At 53.2% G+C, this 19,148-nt stretch carries 16 protein-coding genes; 7 read left to right on the top strand and 9 right to left on the bottom strand.

Annotated elements, in window-relative coordinates; all coding sequences use genetic code 11:
- Window positions 1–137: 137 nt before the first annotated feature.
- Entirely contained in the window at window positions 138–962 is an 825-nt protein-coding gene (locus E0F26_RS09930; protein ID WP_279241501.1) for an HAD family hydrolase, read from the bottom strand.
- A gap of 244 nt (window positions 963–1,206) precedes the next feature.
- Here E0F26_RS09930 and E0F26_RS09925 point away from each other — a divergent pair, with 244 nt between their 5' ends.
- Entirely contained in the window at window positions 1,207–2,457 is a 1,251-nt protein-coding gene (locus E0F26_RS09925; protein ID WP_279241500.1) for an NAD(P)/FAD-dependent oxidoreductase, read from the top strand.
- A gap of 63 nt (window positions 2,458–2,520) precedes the next feature.
- Here E0F26_RS09925 and E0F26_RS09920 read toward each other — a convergent pair whose 3' ends face one another.
- The 3 genes from E0F26_RS09920 to E0F26_RS09910 all read right to left on the bottom strand — a co-directional run bounded on the left by E0F26_RS09920 (window position 2,521) and on the right by E0F26_RS09910 (window position 4,958).
- On the bottom strand, window positions 2,521–3,117 hold the full coding sequence (locus E0F26_RS09920) for a DUF3501 family protein (protein WP_279241499.1): 597 nt from the start codon (window positions 3,115–3,117) through the stop codon (window positions 2,521–2,523).
- A 15-nt stretch (window positions 3,118–3,132) separates the two neighbouring features.
- Window positions 3,133–4,461, bottom strand: coding sequence for a heterodisulfide reductase-related iron-sulfur binding cluster (locus E0F26_RS09915; protein WP_279241498.1), 1,329 nt, complete (start codon window positions 4,459–4,461; stop codon window positions 3,133–3,135).
- A 77-nt stretch (window positions 4,462–4,538) separates the two neighbouring features.
- Window positions 4,539–4,958 carry a rubrerythrin family protein gene (locus tag E0F26_RS09910; RefSeq protein ID WP_154015538.1) on the bottom strand — a complete coding sequence of 140 codons (420 nt, stop codon included), beginning with the start codon at window positions 4,956–4,958 and terminating at the stop codon, window positions 4,539–4,541.
- Window positions 4,959–5,138: 180 nt separating this feature from the next.
- Between E0F26_RS09910 and E0F26_RS09905 the strand changes: the two genes are divergently transcribed.
- Entirely contained in the window at window positions 5,139–6,044 is a 906-nt protein-coding gene (locus E0F26_RS09905; protein WP_279241497.1) for a hydrogen peroxide-inducible genes activator, read from the top strand.
- Window positions 6,045–6,058: 14 nt separating this feature from the next.
- Here the strand turns inward: E0F26_RS09905 and E0F26_RS09900 are convergent, their stop codons facing one another.
- From E0F26_RS09900 to E0F26_RS09885, 4 genes are all read right to left on the bottom strand, one after another.
- Window positions 6,059–8,617, bottom strand: a complete 2,559-nt coding sequence (locus tag E0F26_RS09900) for a TonB-dependent receptor (RefSeq protein WP_279241496.1) — start codon at window positions 8,615–8,617, stop codon at window positions 6,059–6,061.
- Window positions 8,618–8,864: 247 nt separating this feature from the next.
- Window positions 8,865–10,898 (bottom strand): YgiQ family radical SAM protein, encoded by a 2,034-nt coding sequence (locus E0F26_RS09895; RefSeq protein ID WP_279243222.1) that lies wholly within the window; start codon window positions 10,896–10,898, stop codon window positions 8,865–8,867.
- A 74-nt stretch (window positions 10,899–10,972) separates the two neighbouring features.
- On the bottom strand, window positions 10,973–11,836 hold the full coding sequence (locus tag E0F26_RS09890) for an ion transporter (protein WP_279241495.1): 864 nt from the start codon (window positions 11,834–11,836) through the stop codon (window positions 10,973–10,975).
- Window positions 11,833–12,573, bottom strand: coding sequence for an arylesterase (locus E0F26_RS09885; RefSeq protein WP_279241494.1), 741 nt, complete (start codon window positions 12,571–12,573; stop codon window positions 11,833–11,835). Before E0F26_RS09885 ends, E0F26_RS09890 begins: the two co-directional genes overlap by 4 nt.
- On the opposite strand from E0F26_RS09885, the gene E0F26_RS09880 reads away from it, so the two are divergent.
- Both E0F26_RS09880 and E0F26_RS09875 read left to right on the top strand, forming a co-directional pair.
- Window positions 12,572–13,237, top strand: coding sequence for an ABC transporter ATP-binding protein (locus E0F26_RS09880; RefSeq protein WP_279241493.1), 666 nt, complete (start codon window positions 12,572–12,574; stop codon window positions 13,235–13,237). The two genes, E0F26_RS09885 and E0F26_RS09880, sit on opposite strands and share 2 nt — an antisense overlap.
- Window positions 13,234–15,708, top strand: coding sequence for an ABC transporter permease (locus E0F26_RS09875; RefSeq protein WP_279241492.1), 2,475 nt, complete (start codon window positions 13,234–13,236; stop codon window positions 15,706–15,708). Before E0F26_RS09880 ends, E0F26_RS09875 begins: the two co-directional genes overlap by 4 nt.
- A gap of 76 nt (window positions 15,709–15,784) precedes the next feature.
- Here the strand turns inward: E0F26_RS09875 and E0F26_RS09870 are convergent, their stop codons facing one another.
- Entirely contained in the window at window positions 15,785–16,765 is a 981-nt protein-coding gene (locus tag E0F26_RS09870) for a malate dehydrogenase (RefSeq protein ID WP_279241491.1), read from the bottom strand.
- Between the two features lie 185 nt (window positions 16,766–16,950).
- Between E0F26_RS09870 and ttcA the strand changes: the two genes are divergently transcribed.
- From ttcA to ccmB, 3 genes are read left to right on the top strand one after another with little or no spacing between them, the layout of a single operon-like run.
- The gene (gene ttcA, locus E0F26_RS09865; protein WP_279241490.1) at window positions 16,951–17,853 is read left to right on the top strand and encodes a tRNA 2-thiocytidine(32) synthetase TtcA; all 903 of its coding nucleotides are present in this window, start codon (window positions 16,951–16,953) and stop codon (window positions 17,851–17,853) included.
- Window positions 17,850–18,452, top strand: a complete 603-nt coding sequence (gene ccmA / locus E0F26_RS09860; protein WP_279241489.1) for a heme ABC exporter ATP-binding protein CcmA — start codon at window positions 17,850–17,852, stop codon at window positions 18,450–18,452. Before ttcA ends, ccmA begins: the two co-directional genes overlap by 4 nt.
- Window positions 18,442–19,140 carry a heme exporter protein CcmB gene (gene ccmB / locus E0F26_RS09855; RefSeq protein WP_279241488.1) on the top strand — a complete coding sequence of 233 codons (699 nt, stop codon included), beginning with the start codon at window positions 18,442–18,444 and terminating at the stop codon, window positions 19,138–19,140. Before ccmA ends, ccmB begins: the two co-directional genes overlap by 11 nt.
- The last annotated feature ends 8 nt before the right edge of the window (window positions 19,141–19,148 follow it).

The raw sequence follows: 19,148 nt of genomic DNA, 5'->3' as shown, positions 1-19,148 counted from the left end.
CGACGACCGTCATGATTCGCTTGTCGTCGAGTACACGATGGTCTGAGACGCATCACCGATAGACGGCCTTTTAAACCGGTCGGTCGGAGACCCCAGAGTTGATCCGCATCGTTACCGACGAGCCGCCTAGTTGCCGACTAAGACAGGTTAAATCGTTTGCGTAGAAATTGAGCAACGCCATCCTCATCATGATGCCCAATGATCTCCGTTGCGATCTCTTTGAGCTCATTGTCTGCGTTCTCCACGGCATAGGCTTCGGTGGCCACTTCGAAAAGGCTAAGGTCGTTGTCCCCATCTCCAAAGGCGATGATCTCCGTGTAGCCTGCACGCTTTGCAACGTGACTGACACCGTTTCCTTTTGATCCCTCGCTATGATGGACGTCTAGCCACGCCAATCCCTGCTCTTTCAGCGCAATTCCCGAATAAGCAACAAGATGAGGATGATGAGCGACGAAATCCACAACACAATTAACCGCGTCCTGTGTGCCCATGGCCGATACGTTAATAACGTGCGCGTCCTGGGGCATCTCCTCGATACGTTGAAGCGGTAATTCCCGTTCTTTTTCGAAAAGATGAGCAAGTTTTGTTTCGTAGCCTTCCTTGAGAGGGGCGTGATACACCGCGTGTCGTACACCCTGTTCGAGTGTAAACACGAACGGTGTGAGTAGGTTCTGGGTGAAGATGCCAATGACATTATTGACCTCAGAAGGGGTTAGCAGGTGATGGTGACTGTAAGAGCCCAGGCTCGGCTCCCAGATGACAGCCCCGTTTTTGAGCACCATAGATCGGTCGAAACCGTTGTCATCGAGTGGTTGTAGGGCTGCTTGTAATGTCCTGCCTGTTGCGATGGTGTAATCGATGCCTTCTCGCCGCATCATACGGAGAGTGTCTTGTGTGTACGCCGAGATTTGGGATTGAGCGTTCAGCAGCGTTCTATCCATATCAAAAACCACGAGTGTCATTGCGCTGCATCCTAAAAAGTGAAAGCGAGAACGTAAAAAATACGAGCACCGAAGCCTATCGGTTGTGAGCAACCTATTCCAGCGCCACATGGGTAAATTCGGTAATCGTAAGAGGTCAGAACTGTGGCATTTATTAGTATTTTTGGATTAACGGCTGCTTTGTTGTGTCGCACCGAGCAACGGATATCAGATATAACAGGTGGGGTATCCAAACAGATACTTTAAGTGAGTTAACGGAGGCCGCGTGTCGCAAGGGAAAAAGGGTATACACCGTCGGATGTTCAATCGTTGGCTTTTCTTTGCGACGGCGTTGAGCGGTGTCGCAAATGCCCGCAATCTGACGAGTGAGTCGCCCCACATAGCGGTTATTGGCGCTGGTATCGTGGGCTCAAGTATCGCTTACAATTTGGTGAAGCGGGGCGCGCGCGTGACCTTGATCGATCGATCTACTGTCGGTGGTGGCGCCAGTCGAGGTACCTTCGCGTGGATTAACGCGACATGGGCCAAGCAACCACGGCATTACCACGCATTCAATCAGTCAGGCATTGCCGCCTGGCAGCGCTTGCAGGCCGAGTTGAACCTAGAGGTCAAGTGGGGTGGGTCGCTCGAATGGTTCGAAAGTGAGGCGCGTCAGAGACGTTTAGCACGCGATATCCTCGAACAGCAGTTGTGGGGTGAGCCGGCAAAAATGATTGACCTAAGCGAGGCTCAGACGCTTGAACCCATGGCGGATTTTCGTGGCGCCACAGAGGTGGCTTATTCACCACGAGATGGTGCCGTGGACGCTACGCGTGCGTCGCAGCGGCTGGTCAGCGCCGCCGAGAGATTAGGGCTCAGATTACTGGACAACTGCAGTGTCAACAGGGTGAGGGAAGGGGGCGGAGGGCTTGCGGTTCTCGAGACCGACTGCGGTGAGATCGTCGTGGACAAGTACGTACTGGCGACAGGGGCAAATCAACAAGCAACATTGAATCTGGCGGGTATTGATATTCCCCAGCGTACGACACCTGGTGTTGTTGTGATCACCAAGCCAGTGCCGAAACTGCTTAATACGATCTTTGTCGCGCCTGGTGTGCACATTCATCAGCGTGGGGACGGTCGACTTGTTCTTGGCGAACAGGAGGGGCCGCCTGAGACCGAGGCACATGCAAAGCGCCTGTCTGCGCACCCCACTCACTTTCCATCGACCACGCTTGCTCAGCAACATGCGAGTCGATTGCTGGAGACAGCGAGACATTTTTTGCCTTCGCTGCCCACCGATATCGCGCTTGAAGAAGTCCTAATTGGTTGGCGACCGCTCCCGCTCGATGGGCACCCGGTTTTGGGGGTAAGCCCGACGCAACCTAAGAGTTACATCGCCATTATGCACAGCGGTGTGTCCTTGGCGCCCATCGTAGGCGAATTGGTTTCACAGGAGCTGATCACAGGCGTGCCGTCCTCAGTATTAGAACCGTATCGCCCTAACAGGAGTTTTCAGCGCATACAGCGGTATTGACGGGGCGGGTAAGGACAGTTAGTTCAAGGCCCCAGAAGGGCCCTGAATCCTATCTGCGCCGACTTAGTGCGATGTTAGTACGAGATCTTTAGTCAGCGCGTCTCGCGTTGTCTGCGACACTTCAAAGCGAGGAATGGGGTAAGCGGCGTGCTCAACACTTGCGAAGAGTTTTGCACCGTCTTTCAGCGCGGCAATTTGATCCGTGCTGAGTTCAAACCGCATAAAGTGGACCGCGGAGGTTTTCTCTTCGGTCTCACGCTCTAAGTCTTCGTCGGCAATTACCTGAGCTACGCCGTGCCCTTCAATTTCGAGATTAATGCAATTCTCAATACCGCGCATTTCTCTAAGTCGCTCGGCACGCTCCTCTGGGTCACCAAATTCGATCATGAAGGTGGCTTTCCAGTTTGTACCATCAGGAATCAAAGGGTTGTATGCGGCTAGCTCCTCTTCGATACCGGCCACCTCGAACACTTTCTCGATACGCAGCATTTCCTGGATTTGATAGCGAATGGTGAGCGTGTCCTCAAAATAAATTCGCGCATTATCACCCAACGCAAGCTGGCGATTTTTCTTGTGCGCGAGGACTTCCAAGCGGAAGTTTTCGCGTTGTTCTGAGTACTGTTCTAGCGACCAGAGATCGCTGCGTGTCAAAAGAGGCATCAATAATCTCCTTGTTTAATTGAGTCCATAGGCCATGCGAAGCAGCGTCATAGGATGCTGAGCAGTGCTAACGCTGTCTGCCAAGTTGGCGATGTGTTCCCCGGCCATTGGACAATCGGAAATAAAATGATCGGGTTTTTGGTCGTTGACCTTACGTACCGTTGGCCGCGCTATTTTAACGGACTTGTCGCGTGTTTCCTTTTTCACCGCATAAGTACCATCGTGGCCAGAACAGCGTTCGTGCGCGATCACAGTGGTTTCTTCGATAAGCGATAGAATATCCCGGGTTTTGAGACCAATGTTTTGCACCCGTTGGTGGCACGCAACCTGATAGGCAATGTTGCCTAGGCTCTGCGCGAAGTCGGTCTTTAATGCTTCCCCTTTGTGTCGCATCCACAGGTATTCGAATGGGTCATAGAATGCATTTTTGACCTTCAGCACATCGGGGTCGTCTGGAAACAACAGTGGGAGCTCTTGCTTGTACATCAGAACGCATGAGGGAATGGGTGCCGTAAGGTCGTAACCCTGATCTACTAGCCCTGCGAGAAGCGGGATGTTTGCCTCTTTAAGTGCTTCAACGGCATCCAAATCGCCAAGCTCTAACTTTGGCATGCCGCAACATTTTTCTTTTGGAATAACGTCGATACTGACATCGTTGTGCTGATAGACCTTGATGAAATCCTCACCAATGGTGGGGCTTGAATAATTTCCGTAGCAGGTAGCGTACAAGGCAAGTTTGCCGGTCGTGGCACCAACAGGTGCAGCTTCGATCTCGGTAACAAGCTTTTTAGCGCGCTTTATCAGGGTGTTTCGGTGAATCTCGGGTAAGGGCGCCTCAGCGGCGATATCGAAACTACTCTCTAACGCCTTCCTGAAGGTGGCGTTTTTGTTGAGCGCATTCGCGGTTACATCTACCAGCGGGATTGTGGCGATGGTACTCATTAGCGCGTCCGTAGAGGTCAGGACTTTGTCGCGCAAGTTTGCGCCTTTGTCCTTAAAGTTCTGTGCTTTCGCACGCAGCATGAGGTGCGGGAAGTCCACGTTAAACTCGTGTGGTGGCACGTAGGGGCACTTCGTCAGATAGCAAAGGTCACACATGTAGCACTGGTCGACGACTTTGTTGTAGTCGTCCAGCGCTACGCCATCTACTTCAAACGTTTCGGATTCATCGATCAGATCGAACAGTGTGGGAAACGAGTCGCATAAACTCACGCAACGACGACAGCCGTGGCATACGTCATAGACGCGTGCAAGCTCATCATTAAGGGCATCTCGGTCCCAAAACGCCTCTGTCTTCCACTCTATGGGGTGCCGAGTAGGTGCTTCAACGCTACCTTCACGCATCACTTAATCCTTAATCAGTTTGGGGGTAACCAAAAGAGGGGACTGATGTCCCCCCGTAAACATTTGACCGCCGCGGCTTATGCGTCGAGGTTGTCAAGCGCCTTTTGGAAGCGGTTAGCGTGACTACGCTCTGCTTTTGCCAGTGTCTCAAACCAGTCTGCGATCTCGTCGAAATCTTCATCGCGTGCGGTCTTCGCCATGCCTGGGTACATGTCTGTGTACTCGTGGGTCTCACCAGCGATTGACGCTTCGAGGTTCTTAACAGTGTCACCCATAGGGAGGCCTGTTGCGGGATCGCCTACGGCTTCGAGGTACTCGAGGTGACCGTGCGCGTGTCCTGTTTCGCCTTCAGCTGTTGAGCGGAATACCGCCGCAACATCATTGTAGCCTTCCACATCCGCTTTTGAGGCGAAGTAGAGGTAGCGACGGTTCGCTTGAGACTCACCCGCGAAGGCGTCCTTGAGGTTCTGTTCGGTTTGACTACCTTTCAGTTCCATTGCTTTTACTCCATGTTTGATCGTTTTACGTCATGACGCGGTCGAATCACCGACTGCACGGTAACTATACCGAGATACGAGCAAAATGGTTCGAAAAAAACCCGGCAAAACCAATCGAATTTTCCGATCGTACATAGGACAAATGCGCGACAATGCCGATGACTTGCTTGAGATTAACCTATGTCCCGACAGCCCACCTTAAAACAATTGAGATATTTGTGTGCACTCGCACAGCACCAGCACTTCGGTAACGCTGCGAAGTCATGTCATGTCAGTCAGAGCACACTCAGCGCGTCTATCGTGGAGCTGGAGGAGGTGCTGTCCATCAGTCTTGTCGAACGCAATAATCGTTCGGTATTGCTGACCTCGGTGGGTAGTGAGGTGGTGGAACGAGCAAGGGGAATCTTGACTGACGTCGACGATATCGTATCGCTCTGCGAGGCTTCTCGAGAGCCCTTTCAAGGCACTATTCGCTTAGGTGTCATACCCACGATTGCGCCGTTTATCTTGCCCTCGATGCTGAAGTCATTGAGAGCTCAGTATCCTCTGTGCAAGCTTTTTGTTCGCGAAGACCTTTCAAAATCGTTGGTCGATGCGCTTCAGGTAGGTGAGCTTGATGTGTTGTTACTCGCCTTACCGTTTCCGGCTGACCAAACCGACACACTTAATTTGTTTGAAGACCCGTTTTACCTCGCAGCAATGCCAGACTCCCGACTAGTGCAGAGCAGCAAGTTGCGTACGCGCGATCTACAAGGCGCTGAAATGCTACTCCTTGAGGAAGGGCATTGTCTGCGTGATCACGCACTCGAAGCCTGTAAGCTCAGGGAGAAGGATGTGACGGTTCCCTATCAAGCAACGAGTTTAACGACGATTGTCCAAATGGTAGCAAACGGTATCGGCACAACGCTGCTCCCGAAAATGGCGACCGATGCCGGCATCGCGGATGGGACAAACCTTGTTTTAAGACCCTTTGACGAGCCGGATGTGGGCCGTCAGATAGGGTTGATGTGGCGAAAAAAAACGCCCCGCAAGCATGAATTTGGCTTGCTCGGGGCGTTTATTCAGGAGTGCCTAGATAACGACTAGGCACTGCTCGGGACTTAGAATTTGTATCTGAGAGACGCGCCGTAGGTCCGTGGCTGGTTAGGATAGCCTGTCAGACTGCCTGTCTGAGCAACCGCTGGGAACCATGTAATGAGCCATTGGTCATCGGTCAGGTTGCGGCCCCATACACGCAGATTCCAGTTGCCCCGCGTCAGTCCAAAGCTTGCATTGACCATGCTTACTTCACGTTGACGGAAGCCACGCTCTTCAAGTGCTAGGTTGTTCAATGCGAGATCGCCACCACCGTTGATATCAACTGCACTGTCGTATTGGTAGTCGGCCTGCAAGAAACCATTCATACCCGCAACAACAAAGTTGTAGGTCGCAACCGCACTGATGCTTCGCTTGTGAATGCCGGCGGGCGTGAGTCCAGTGAAGTCAGCCGGCTGACCGTTGAGCTGTGCACCGGTAAAGTCGTCATAGATGGGGTCTAGGAACGTGCCCGACACAGCAAGTGTCAAAGCTTCTGTCGCTTGAACCATCAAATCGACTTCGATTCCTTTTGTTGACTGCTTACCCGCATTGGTTAGAACAAAGCCGGTACCAAGGAAAGCATTCGATTGGAAACCTTCGATGCTTTGCTCAAAAATAGCGGCGTTGAGGGTGCCCCAGTCAGCCGAGTACTTGACGCCTAGTTCCAGAGTTGTTGCTTCCTCCGGTCCTGCAAGTCGCGTACCCAACGTCAAGTTGTTTGGCAATCCGAAACCCGATGCCGCAAGACTGTCTCGCTCACCCATCGTTGGACGTGAGTCACGAGAAAGGTTCCAGGAAGTACCTTTGAAACCCGTACCGTATGTTAGGTAAACATTCAGATCATCGCTGTATGCATGCGACAGGCTCGCCGTGTACGTGGTCTTGCTGTCCGTTGAAGTGCCCGGCTCTGAAGGGTTGGGGACCCCCAATAGCTGCGGTAGGAACTGCAGCGCCTCAAGACCCACAAAGGGGTTGGCATCCGTGGGTGCTATTGCGCCAACAGTTGCTGCTACCGTCTGTATGTAGCCAGGGACTGCCTCGGGTGGGATCGCCGTGATGGCGGGAATGCCGGCCGCCGCAAATCCACCGGTGTAGGCGAGGTTCGTAAGCGCAGTGACGCCGTCTGCCCCACGAATATCGAGCTTGGAAAATACGTCATTATTTTCTTGGGTTAGGGTGATGTTTTTGTCGTCATTTAAGTAGTTTAGGCCGACCGTAAAATCAGTCTTGTCCGACAATGGGAAGGTCATTTGACCAAAAACAGAATATGATTCGTTGTCCTGTGTCGCTGTCTCGATGACGCCGTCACCATCGGCAAAGAACGTGCCCGGCGCATAGCCAAGTAGCGCTTCGAATCCACTTGTCGCGGCGTCTCCAGCGACGATGTCGCCTCCACCTACAAGTAGGTTGATGTAGTTCCGCCATTGGGCACCGAATTCAATGCTGTTTTCGAAATCGATAGACTCATCAAAATAAAAGCCACCAAGAAGCCAGTCCACGTTACCGGACTGTCCACTTACCCGTATTTCCTGAGTAAAGGTCTTGATTTCGGTTTCGCCCGTGCTATTGCCAATGGCATCAGCAGCTGTGAAGTCGACATCGCCAGCGGGCTGGTTAAAGTAAGAATCCCGGTAAGCGGTAATTGAGCGAACATCAACATCACCAAATGACGTTTTGTAGTCGACGGTAATCCCTTTGTTCTCACCACGGTTGATCGTGTCGAAGTTACCGTAGTGCCTAAAATTAAAGGCATCTTCTGGCACATACGCCTCACCGGGGACCACGGACAGCGCGGAGAGTGCGCCGCCTGCTGGGCCATTCACTAGGTTGGCGGTACCACAGCAAACCTCATCAATCTCATCGTAGTCAAAGATGACACGCAGTTCGCTGGTTTCGCTGAGTTCCGCGAGGAAGTCAGCGCGAGTGCTCCAGCGGTCGCGGTCGTTGAAGGTGGTGTTGGTGGGCACGTTATCGAAGTATCCATCCCGCTCCAGCGAGCTTCCACTTAAGCTAAACGCTACCGAGTCAGAAAGTGGGCCCGTGTAGAACGCACGAAGTGATTTCTGATTGTAGTTTCCGAAACCAACTTCCACTGATCCATTACTTTCGAACTCAGGTGCCTTGGTCGTTACCGAAATCACGCCTGCGGAGGCGTTTTTACCGTAAAGGGTGCTCTGAGGCCCCTTGAGCACTTCGATTTGTTGGATGTTTGGGAGGTCCGAAATACGTGCCTGCGATCGAGAGAAGTATACGCCGTCAACGAAAACAGCAACGGAGGGTTCGATTCCCGGGTTGTTCGCTCCGTTACCAAAGCCACGGATCACAAAATTAGTTTGGATCGAGTTTTGGAACTGAGGCACTCTCAACGAGGGAACAACAGATTGCAGGTCAATGAGATCCCGCACTTCTGCGCGCTCGATGACTTCACCGCTCACGACACTGACCGATAACGGAACGTCTTGAATGGATTCGGCGCGTTTTGTCGCTGTAACGACAACTTCTTCCATGGGCTGTTGCGCAAACGCTGGAATACTTATCGCCGCCGCCACAGCTACGCTCAGGGATTTTGATAAAAACCGCATTGGGGTACCTCTTTTTGTATTTGATGGCTTGTTAGATTATTTGTTTTATTCAATGCCGCCTACGTTAGCAGTATTTTTCAGAGATGTCCCAAAACAGCCCTCTATACTGCCAACTTGACCGAAAATGATCGGATATCAGTTACGGATAGCGACTCAGACGGGGTGACTGGCCCTTTAGCTTGCAGATGCCTTTTGGAACCCGGGCGAGGGTGGCTCGCAGTGTTCGGGTCCGCCAACATGTCTGTTATTAGAACTGCTTGGTGTGCTTTGTCCTAAAGGGGGTGGTGCCTCTCGTCTTGACGACTCGATGCCGCTTTGGAGGTTGTCTAGACGGTACAAGGTGCATGGGGCCGTTACCTATCAGATCACGCCGACCAATCTTCTTAAGTGCGTCACGCAGTGCGGGCCAATTGTCCGAGTCGTGGTAGCGCAAAAATGCCTTGTGAAGGCGTCGTTGCTTGATACTCCTGACGGCTGGGACGTATTTGCTGTCTCGGTCTACTTTTTTGAGAGGGTTTTTTTCACTGTGATACATGGCGGTTGCCAGCGCCATGGGTGAAGGATAAAAAGTTTGTACCTGATCTGCGCGGAACTTGTTGCGCTTAAGCCACAGTGCAAGGTTCACCATGTCGTTGTCGGTAGTGCCTGGGTGTGCAGCAATGAAATAGGGGATCAAGTACTGTTTTTTTCCCGCCGCCTTGGAGTACTTATCGAACAGGTTTTTGAATCGATCATAAGTGCCTATTCCCGGCTTCATCATTTGATCGAGCGGGCCATCCTCTGTGTGCTCGGGCGCAATCTTTAAATAGCCTCCCACGTGATGAGTCACGAGTTCTTTGACGTATTCGGGTGTTTCCACCGCGATGTCGTAGCGCAGCCCTGATGCGATAAGCACTTTTTTCACGCCTGGAATTGCCCGTGCTCTGCGATACAGATGTACCAGCGGTGTTTGGTCTGTATTTAGGTTCTTACAGATACCTGGGAAAACGCAGCTAAGCTTGCGGCACTTTGCTTCAATTTCCTCGCTCTTACACGCCAATCTCCACATGTTGGCCGTGGGTCCGCCAAGATCCGATATAACACCCGTGAAGCTTGGGCTTGTATCGCGAATCTTTTCAATCTCGCGCACAATCGAGTCTTCGGAACGATTTTGGATAATGCGCCCCTCGTGCTCCGTGATCGAACAAAAGGTGCAGCCGCCAAAGCACCCTCGCATGATATTGACCGAATGCTGGATCATTTCCAGCGCGGGGATTTTTGCCTTCCCATAAATGGGATGGGGTCGCCGCCGGTAGGGCTGCTCAAACACCCAATCTAATTCCGGCGTGCTCAGCGGGATGGGCGGGGGATTGAACCAGACTTCGCGATCGCCGTGTGCTTGGATAAGCGCCAGTGCATTGTGAGGGTTGGTCTCTTTATGCATCACCCGTGCCGCGTGCGCATACAGGACGGGGTCGTCTTTCACCGCCTCGAAACTCGGCAATCGAATGACATCACGCGACGGCGCGCTGCTGGCTAGTAGCGAGACAATCTGTACCGCCGATGCGTCGGAAGCGTCTGCATCTGACTTCGAGGCTTCAGTCTCACAGACCTCTGGCTCCATGCCCTCATAGGGATTGAGCAGTGGCTCGACTTTTCCCGGTTGATCCACTGAGCTTGAATCAATGAGGCGATAACCCGGTTCAGGCGCGTTGGTGACATAAGCGGTGCCGCGAAGATAGCGGAGTTCCTCGATGGATTTTCCATCTGCGAGGCCATGTGCTAGATCTACAATGGCGCGCTCTGCATTACCGTAGAGCAGAATGTCCGCCTTACTGTCGACGAGGACGGAGCGTCGTACTTTATCGCTCCAGTAGTCGTAGTGGGCCATGCGTCTTAAGCTAGCTTCGATTCCACCGATAACAACTGGGACGTCTTTGTAAGCCTCGCGGGCACGTTGACTGTACACCGTCACCGCTCGGTCGGGTCGCTTGCCAGCAAGATCTCCGGCGGTGTAGGCATCATCGTTACGCCGCTTCTTATCTGCGGTGTAGTGATTGATCATCGAGTCCATATTGCCGGCCGCGATGCCAAAGAAGAGATTGGGTTTTCCTAGCGCTCTAAAGGCATCTGCACTTCGCCAGTCCGGCTGAGAGATGATGCCCACGCGGAAGCCCTGGCCTTCGAGGACACGGCCGATAACGGCCATACCAAAGCTCGGATGATCGACATAGGCATCTCCTGTGACGATGATAATGTCACAGCTATCCCAGCCAAGCTGGTCCATCTCTGCGCGGGACATTGGAAGCCACGGCGCGGGACCAAAGCACTCAGCCCAGTACTTGCGGTGCGAGAAAATGTCTATCGGTTTTTCGTTCACGGGAGTTGTGGCTTCTGCTCTCTCAGCTCGTCAGGGACCTCTAGGTCAGCACCGCAGTGCTTACAGTGTTGCGCATCCAAGGCATGGTCAACGCCTGCACACACGGGACAATTCCATGACAGCGTTTGTGCGGCACGGCGAGCTCCCAATCTTTCCCACAGTTTACTGGTTACGATAGCCGTCGGCACAGCCAAAATTGAATAACCGATCAAAATACCAATTGATGCGACGAAACGCCCCATCGGTGTTCCGGGAACCACATCGCCATATCCGACGGTTGTTATGGTCACAACCGCCCAGTAAATACTCATTGGGATACTGACGAACCCGTGTTCTGGACCATCGATCACGTAGAGTAAACAACCGAAAACGACAACGGTGACCATGACGATCGAAAAGAACACCATTATCGATCTCGCGGTGGCTCGCATGAGTCCGATGATCTCGATGTACTCCTCGTGAAGCTCAAACAGATGCAAAATCCGAAATACACGGAGGACGCGCAAAACACGGATCACAATAAGCGAGGACGCCTCGGGCACAAATAACGTGAGGAAGGTTGGGAGAATGGCGAGTAGGTCGACCACCCCCCAAAAACTGATGGCGTAAACCGCAGGCCTTCGCAGACACCAAAGGCGCGTAAGGTATTCGACTGCGAAGGCGATGGTGAAGCCCAGTTCGACCCATCGGAAGATATGACCATAGGCTAAATGGTACGCTTCGATTGAATCTAACATTACGATGAAAACGCTCGCCAAAATCATAATGAGCAGTGTGAGATCGAAGATATTCCCGGCGCGGGTCTCCGTGCCGAAAATGATAGTTTCTATGCGATCTCGTATCGGCCGAGCGTGGCTCATTGCGATGATTCCTTGAGCATAGTAACTAGTGTTGGCCAAACAACCTCAACGAGCAGCGGCTGTGCGGTCGCATTTGGATGGATGCCGTCGCTTTGCATCAAGCTGGGGTTTAAAAAAACCGACTCGACGATAAAAGGTAGTGTCTCAACACCCTCATAGTCTGCGAGTGACGTGTAAATACCCCTGAAAAGCTCTGTGTAGCGACGACCCAAATTGGGTGGTGCCTCGGCGGCGAGTAGGAGTACTTGTGCGCCAACAGCGAGTGAGGCTTCAGTCATCGCAGCAAGATTCTCCCGCATTTGCTTTATCGGCATTGCGCGCAACCCATCGTTGCCGCCAAGCTCTATGATAACCAGTGCCGGTTTGTAGTCGTCGAGCAAGGCGGGGAGCCGATACGCGCCCCCTCGGGTTGTCTCTCCCGATATGCTTGCATTGATAACGGTGGTACCTTGGATCTCTGCTTGGAGGCGTTGCTCCAAGAGATTGACCCAACCTTGATCCATATTTAAGCCATAAGCGGCACTCAGACTGTCTCCGACCACGAGGACTTTGGTGGGTGAGTCTGCTTGGGCAAGGGAAGCAAGAACGAGGAGAGGGCCCAGTATCGTTGCTTTAAGCAGGGTTTGCGACGCAGAAGTTACTCCGACGGTCGTTAGTGTGGGCAACAGGAAGGTAGAAACAGTCGTCAATCCGACGCCAACGTAACGTCGTAAGTGATGCCAGAGGTAATGACGCATGATCAAAACATCCCAATTGAATAAGTCCGTAAAAACCGCCGAGGCGGATTTACAGATCCTGAGAGGGATCGATTTGGAAATCAAGCGTGGCGAGACCGCGGCCATCGTGGGTACGTCAGGATCAGGCAAATCAACGCTGCTTGGACTGCTGGCCGGATTAGACAGTCCAACGGACGGTGAGGTTCACCTCGATGGCACCGATATCGTGCTGTTGGATGAAGACGAGCGCGCGGTGTTACGCAGCCAGAAAGTGGGGTTTGTTTTTCAAAGCTTTCAGCTGCTGCCTGCATTGACTGCACTTGAAAACGTCATGTTGCCGCTCGAGCTGGCTGGCCGCGATGATGCTAAGCCTTTGGCAGAGGATTACCTTGCACGAGTTGGACTGGGTGAGCGCCTGCAGCATTACCCTCGAACACTGTCTGGCGGCGAGCAGCAGCGTGTAGCGATCGCACGAGCATTTGCGGCTAAGCCGTTGATATTGTTTGCTGATGAGCCCACAGGAAACCTGGATACCGCGACCGGCGCTACGATCATAGAGTTGCTGTTTGGGTTGAACGAGGAGGAGGGCACGACGCTGGTGCTCGTGACGCATGACAATGCCTTAGCAGACCGCTGCCAACGAAAATTTGTCATGGCGGCCGGCCAATTAAGTGAAGCGGTATGAAGTCACCCCTTAGTGCGTCGTTGAGACTGCTCATTCGCGACTGGCGTGGGGGCGAGTTAGGCGTTCTGTTGAGTGCGCTAGTGCTGGCTGTATCCCTCGTAGTGGCGATAAGCGGTTTTGTAAATCGACTGCAATTTAATCTTGAGAGAGAGTCTGCAAGTTTCCTTGCAGCAGATCTCGTCGTTTCGAGTTCCCGTGAGATGCCATCTGAGTGGCATGATCAGGCGCGCAATACGTTTTTGTTAACAGGTGAGACGGTTACGTTTTCGTCAATGGTGATTTCCGAGACCGACGAGATGTTTTTGGCCTCGGTGAAAGCAGTCGGAGGTGGTTATCCGCTTCGAGGTGCTTTGCGTGTTGAGATAGGGGACGGTGTTTTAACCGCCGACCTTCCCACTCCCGGTGAGGTTTATCTTGCCCCCCGTCTTATCCAGCAACTCGGCACTTCGGTGGGTGACGCACTGTATGTTGGCGACGCCACACTGCAAGTCGCGGGAACGCTTCTTGAGGAGCCCGACTCAACGACGGGGTTTTTCGGCTACGGTCCTCGCCTTGTTATGCATGTTGATGACCTCGCGGCGACGGGGGTTATTCAGCCGGGTAGCCGAGTGACTTACCGGCTATTACTCGCAGGGGATGCGGCATCGTTAGAGCAGTATAGAAGTTGGGTAGAGCCGCAGCTGGTTCAAGGACAGCGTCTACTCTCGGTCGACGAGTCGCAGCCTGGTATTGGTGCCACATTGGATCGGGCGCGCGGCTTTTTGCTTCTTGCCGGAAGCTTGGGCGTCATGTTGGCTGCCGCTGCCATCTTGGTTGCCGCACGCCGATTTGGCGAGCGTCACACTGATCAGGTGGCGGTGATGAAGAGTCTTGGCGCAACAAAAAATACCATCCGCACGCTGTACGCGCTGAGCCTTACGTGGCTTGGACTGTTTGCCATTGCCATTGGCAGTGGTATTGGCTGGTTGGCGCAGGACGCGATGTTTGCAGCTCTCGCGGATCAGATTCCCGGTGAGATTACGCGGGTGGGTGTAACGCCCTTTATAACTGGGGCCGTGACTGCAATGGTATGTGTGGCCTTTTTCGCATGGCCACCCCTGGCGCGTTTGGGAGCTATATCGCCGCTTCGTGTTATCAGACGGGAAACCACCATTGCTGACTCAACACGTGCTGCAGATCTTTTGCTCGGCACCCTGTCACTGGGCGCACTCATGCTTTGGTATAGCAGTGACATCAAGTTAACAGGGGCTTTGCTCGGGTCCATTGGACTGACTGTTGGCTTGGGATTTTTTGTGGCGAAGGGCCTGCTCAGTGGGACTCGCCAAATTGGAAGCAGTGCCGGTAGTGTGTGGCGGCTTGCGCTCGCAGGCATGCAGCGTCGTGGCACAGCGAGTGCCTTTCAGGTCGTCATTTTTGGTATCGCAATTATGTTGTTATTGGTGCTGACGGCTGTTCGTACGAGCCTGTTAGACCAATGGCGCCTCCAAATTCCCGAGGGCACTCCAAACCATTTTATTTTAAATGTGGCACCAATTGATGAGGCGCCACTGTTGCAGTTTTTCGCTGATCGAGACATTGAGGTTGGCGATCTTTATCCCGCGGCGCGCGGCCGTATCATGGAGGTCAACCGTGAGGTCCTGCCCGACTGGGGGCCAGATGCAACAGGCCCTCGTCAAAGGGAAGCTAACTTTACCTCCACCGATGCAAAGCCTGAAGGTAATGAGATCCTTAGTGGCGAGTGGTGGGACGTGGGTGTCGATGAGGCACTGATCTCCCTCGAGGACGGCTTTGCCGCAGATATCGGTGCACAGGTTGGAGACGAACTGACACTGAGAATTGCGGCGGACGAGTTTAGGGTCACTGTTGCGAGCATACGCTCGGTGAATTGGGAGTCCATGCAGCCGAACTTTTTCGTGATTTTCCCAGAAAAGCTGCTCGATAGATTTCCAACGACGCTCTTTACCAGTTTTTATTTGGAGCCTGATGAAAAGTATCGCGTGTCTGAGCTGCTCGAGTTTATGCCGACGATTACATTGATTGAGGTTGATGTTGCTATCGAGGAAATCAAAACAATCATCGATCAGGTCAGTCAGGCAATTGAGCTTGTACTTCTTATTATTCTCGTTGCAGGTGCGCTTGTGCTCATCGCGGGGGTCAGTTCAAGTGTTGATGAACGACTTCACGAGAGTGCCATCCTGAGGGCTTTAGGGGCAGGGCGCATGACGTTATTGGGTGCCGTTGCAATCGAGTTTGCGGCAATGGGTGCGCTTGCTGGGGTCTTGGCAATAATGGGCTCTGAGTCGGCCGGCTGGGTACTACAGACTCAGATGTTAGAGTTGGACTACCAAGTTCAATGGATGCTATGGCCCTTGGGTGTTGTCCTAGGTGCAGTGATCATTGGGAGCTTGGGGACCTATGCGTGTCGGCGCGTCGTGTACGCCCCTCCGTTACAGGTGCTGCGAGAGCTTTGATTGGGTTTCAAAGCTTCTCGCATGATCCTACCGCGCGTGTTGACGCTGTGACGTATGTCAGCCCTCGGCAGGCTTCTTAGCCGAGCAGGTGTCGAACTGCGTCACGCTCCTCGCTCAGTTCTTGGGCTGTTGCGTCCATTTTCTCACGACTGAAATCGTTTACGGCCACTCCGTCAACGACGCTGTAAACGCCGTCACTGCAGGTGCAAGGGAAGGAGTAGATTAACCCTTCGGGCACGCCATAAGCGCCAGTGGATAAGATGCCCATAGACGTCCAATCGTTATCCGCAGTGCCCAAGGCCCATGTGCGCATGTGATCGATGGCTGCATTCGCCGCAGAGGCTGCCGATGAAGCGCCACGTGCTTTGATAATGGCGGCACCGCGCTGCTGAACCGTAGGGATGAAGTCGTTTTCATACCACGCTTGATCGACCAACTCGATCGCAGACTGGCCCTTGATGCGTGCATTAAAGAGGTCGGGGTATTGCGTCGCCGAATGATTACCCCAGATCGTCATATTGGTGACGTCAGTATTGACCGAACCGGTCTTTTGAGCGATCTGCGTGATAGCACGGTTATGATCTAGACGCGTCATAGCGGTGAACTGGCTTCCCGCGATATCCGGTGCGTTGTGCATGGCGATGAGAGCATTTGTATTCGCGGGATTACCGACCACTAAAACCTTTATATTTCGGCTTGCTACGGCGTTCATGGCCTGGCCTTGTGCAGAGAAAATGGCAGCGTTGGCTTCAAGGAGATCTTTGCGCTCCATACCCGGACCTCTGGGCCGCGCACCGACCAGCAGAGCGTAATCGGCGTCTGCAAATGCGACAGTGGGATCGTCGCTGCATGTGATGCCCGCTAATAGAGGAAAGGCACAGTCATCAAGCTCCATTTTCACACCTTCAAGTGCATCCAAGGCGGGTGTGATATCCAAGAGGTTGAGGCGCACCGGCTGGTCTGTACCCAACATAGCACCTGACGCAATGCGAAAAAGAAGCGCATAACCAATTTGTCCGGCTGCGCCGGTTACGGTAACTGTGACAGGTGTTTTCATTTGACTCTCCTTGATGAAGCGGCCCCAGACCGCTGGACGTGGACAACGTTGCGTCGCGAATTCTCGTGGTCTGAGCGCCAAACTGCAAGTGCGTTTTGCTACCCAATGGCCTGTATTCAGACAGCTAATTTTGCGATGTTCGACTGGGACAATTATTATCCGCGTTTTCTAGCGACGATTTCCCTATGTCTCAGCCTGCCAATTCGGTCCAAGAGCACACGCCTAACACTGTGAGGGGACCCGTGAGTGATCCGCGCAAGGCGGCCTATAACCAGAACAAACTGATTAAGCGGCTGCGCCGACTGACGGGACAGGCAATCTCTGATTACAACATGATCGAGGCGGGTGACCGCGTCATGGTGTGTTTGTCGGGAGGGAAAGACTCCTACACGATGCTCGATGTTCTGCTTCACCTGCAGCGAAGTGCGCCGATCGATTTTGAAATCATTGCCGTTAATCTTGATCAAAAGCAGCCGGGATTTCCTGAGCACGTGCTACCGGAGTATTTAGAGGACTTGGGCGTTCCTTATTATATTTTGGAGCGCGATACTTACAGTGTTGTGCGATCGGTCATTCCCGAAGGGAAAACAACCTGTGGCCTGTGTAGCCGATTGCGGCGCGGTACACTCTACGGTTTCGCTGAGCAGATTGGGGCGACAAAAATAGCGCTTGGGCATCACCGTGACGATATCGTTGAAACACTGTTTCTCAATATGTTTTTCGGAGGGAAACTAAAGGCGATGCCCCCGAAGTTGCTAAGCGACGACAAACAGAACATCGTTATCAGGCCGCTAGCTTATTGCAAGGAAACAGACATAGAGCGCTACGCAAGTCAGCAAGGGTTCCCCATCATCCCCTGTAACTTGTGTGGTTCTCAGGAAAATCTTCAGCGCGTCGAAATAAAGAAAATGCTGACCGAGTGGGAGCGTGATTATCCCGGTCGCACTGAAACCATTTTCAAGTCCCTCAAGAATGTGTCGCCGTCTCAGCTTGCCGATGGGACGCTTTTCGATTTTGAGACCTTGGCACTCCAACGCGAGCGTGGCAGTGAACTCACTCTTCCATTGATTAAAACGGTGTCACTGTGAGTGACACGTTGCTGGCGGTCAGTGATGTCACCATCCAGAGAGGTATTCGTCAGCTATTGCAAGGCGTTGATCTTGTCGTAAGGTCCGGCGAGATATGGCAATTGCGAGGGAGTAACGGCGTTGGAAAGACATCACTGTTGCGCGCGATGGCGGGTCTTGCGCGCGTAGAGGTGTTTGGAAGCATTACGCGTTGTGATGACGTATTGTACTCGGGGCACGCTGCGGCACTGAAATCCGCGTTATCGGCTCGAGACAACCTGATCTCGCACCCCTCAGGTAGCGGCTCGCCTGCGCCGTCAGAGGTTGACGCGGCCCTTGCCCGCGTTCAGCTTGAGGGTTACGAGCACGTCAATACCGGGCAACTTTCGGCGGGCCAGAAGCGACGCGTGGCGCTGGCGCGTTTGTTTCTCCCAAGTGGTCGGCTTTGGCTCCTAGACGAACCCTTTACTGCGCTGGATAGCCGCGGCGTCAAGGTGTTGGAGAATCGATTCGTCGAACACGTGGATCAAGGTGGAGCGGTCGTGTTTACCAGCCATCAGCCAGCGAACCTGGGCGATAAGCTGCAAGTTGTCGATTTGGAGCAGTTCAATGGTGAGTAAATCCGGCGAGCTAAACGTGCCTCAATTCCTGTGGGGTCAAACTCGCAGACATTTGGGGTTACTGATCGCGTCGCCTGGTGAAATCGTCAATCCCTTACTGTTTTTTTTGCTGGTGGTGATTTTGTTTCCGCTTGGACTTGGACCCGATCCAGCACAGCTGGCATTACTTGCACCCGGTATCCTCTGGGTCGTAGCGCTACTTGCGAATCTGATGATCTGTATGCGTCTCTTTGTCGACGACTACGAAGATGGCAGTCTTGAGCAGCTGGCGATGGCCCCGTTACCGCTACCTGTTGCTGTGCTCCCACAGCTTTTAGCCTCGTGGTTGGCGAGCGGGTTCCTACTCAGTCTTGTTTCACCGCTTTTCGGGGTGATGCTGGGCTTACCACTCAGTGCCGCCTCGACACTGGTAGTGAGCTTACTGCTTGGAACGCTCATCATGCTGTTATTGGGGGGGGTGGGCGCCGCACTAACGGTTGGCGTTCAGCGAGGTGGGATTTTGCTGGCGCTCTTGATTCTACCGCTCTACGTCCCCATCCTCATTGCAGGTACGCGCGCGCTCGAGGAGGCGACTCATCAAGGGGATCCGACAGTCGCGCTCGCACTTTTAGGTGCCGGGGTTACGGGCGGTTTGATTTTAGCGCCGGTAGCGATCGCGGCGGGGCTCAGAGTGTCTTTGGAACTCTGAGACTCCTT

Source organism: Candidatus Paraluminiphilus aquimaris, assembly GCF_026230195.1.
GTDB classification, from domain to species: Bacteria; Pseudomonadota; Gammaproteobacteria; order Pseudomonadales; family Halieaceae; genus Luminiphilus; species Luminiphilus aquimaris.
The sequence above is the reverse complement of the archived record's forward strand: the minus strand, read 5'-3'. Positions and strand labels throughout refer to the sequence as shown.

Bases quoted from the DNA above. Each gene is read 5' to 3' on its own strand.
- E0F26_RS09930 (WP_279241501.1), bottom strand. From the start codon at position 962: ATGACACTCGTGGTTTTTGATATGGATAGAACGCTGCTGAACGCTCAA.
- E0F26_RS09920 (WP_279241499.1), bottom strand. From the start codon at position 3,117: ATGCCTCTTTTGACACGCAGCGATCTCTGGTCGCTAGAACAGTACTCA.
- E0F26_RS09915 (WP_279241498.1), bottom strand. From the start codon at position 4,461: ATGCGTGAAGGTAGCGTTGAAGCACCTACTCGGCACCCCATAGAGTGG.
- E0F26_RS09910 (WP_154015538.1), bottom strand. From the start codon at position 4,958: ATGGAACTGAAAGGTAGTCAAACCGAACAGAACCTCAAGGACGCCTTC.
- E0F26_RS09905 (WP_279241497.1), top strand. From the start codon at position 5,139: ATGTCCCGACAGCCCACCTTAAAACAATTGAGATATTTGTGTGCACTC.
- E0F26_RS09900 (WP_279241496.1), bottom strand. From the start codon at position 8,617: ATGCGGTTTTTATCAAAATCCCTGAGCGTAGCTGTGGCGGCGGCGATA.
- E0F26_RS09895 (WP_279243222.1), bottom strand. From the start codon at position 10,898: ATGTCCCGCGCAGAGATGGACCAGCTTGGCTGGGATAGCTGTGACATT.
- E0F26_RS09890 (WP_279241495.1), bottom strand. From the start codon at position 11,836: ATGAGCCACGCTCGGCCGATACGAGATCGCATAGAAACTATCATTTTC.
- E0F26_RS09880 (WP_279241493.1), top strand. From the start codon at position 12,572: ATGATCAAAACATCCCAATTGAATAAGTCCGTAAAAACCGCCGAGGCG.
- E0F26_RS09885 (WP_279241494.1), bottom strand. From the start codon at position 12,573: ATGCGTCATTACCTCTGGCATCACTTACGACGTTACGTTGGCGTCGGA.
- E0F26_RS09875 (WP_279241492.1), top strand. From the start codon at position 13,234: ATGAAGTCACCCCTTAGTGCGTCGTTGAGACTGCTCATTCGCGACTGG.
- E0F26_RS09870 (WP_279241491.1), bottom strand. From the start codon at position 16,765: ATGAAAACACCTGTCACAGTTACCGTAACCGGCGCAGCCGGACAAATT.
- ttcA (WP_279241490.1), top strand. From the start codon at position 16,951: ATGTCTCAGCCTGCCAATTCGGTCCAAGAGCACACGCCTAACACTGTG.
- ccmB (WP_279241488.1), top strand. From the start codon at position 18,442: ATGGTGAGTAAATCCGGCGAGCTAAACGTGCCTCAATTCCTGTGGGGT.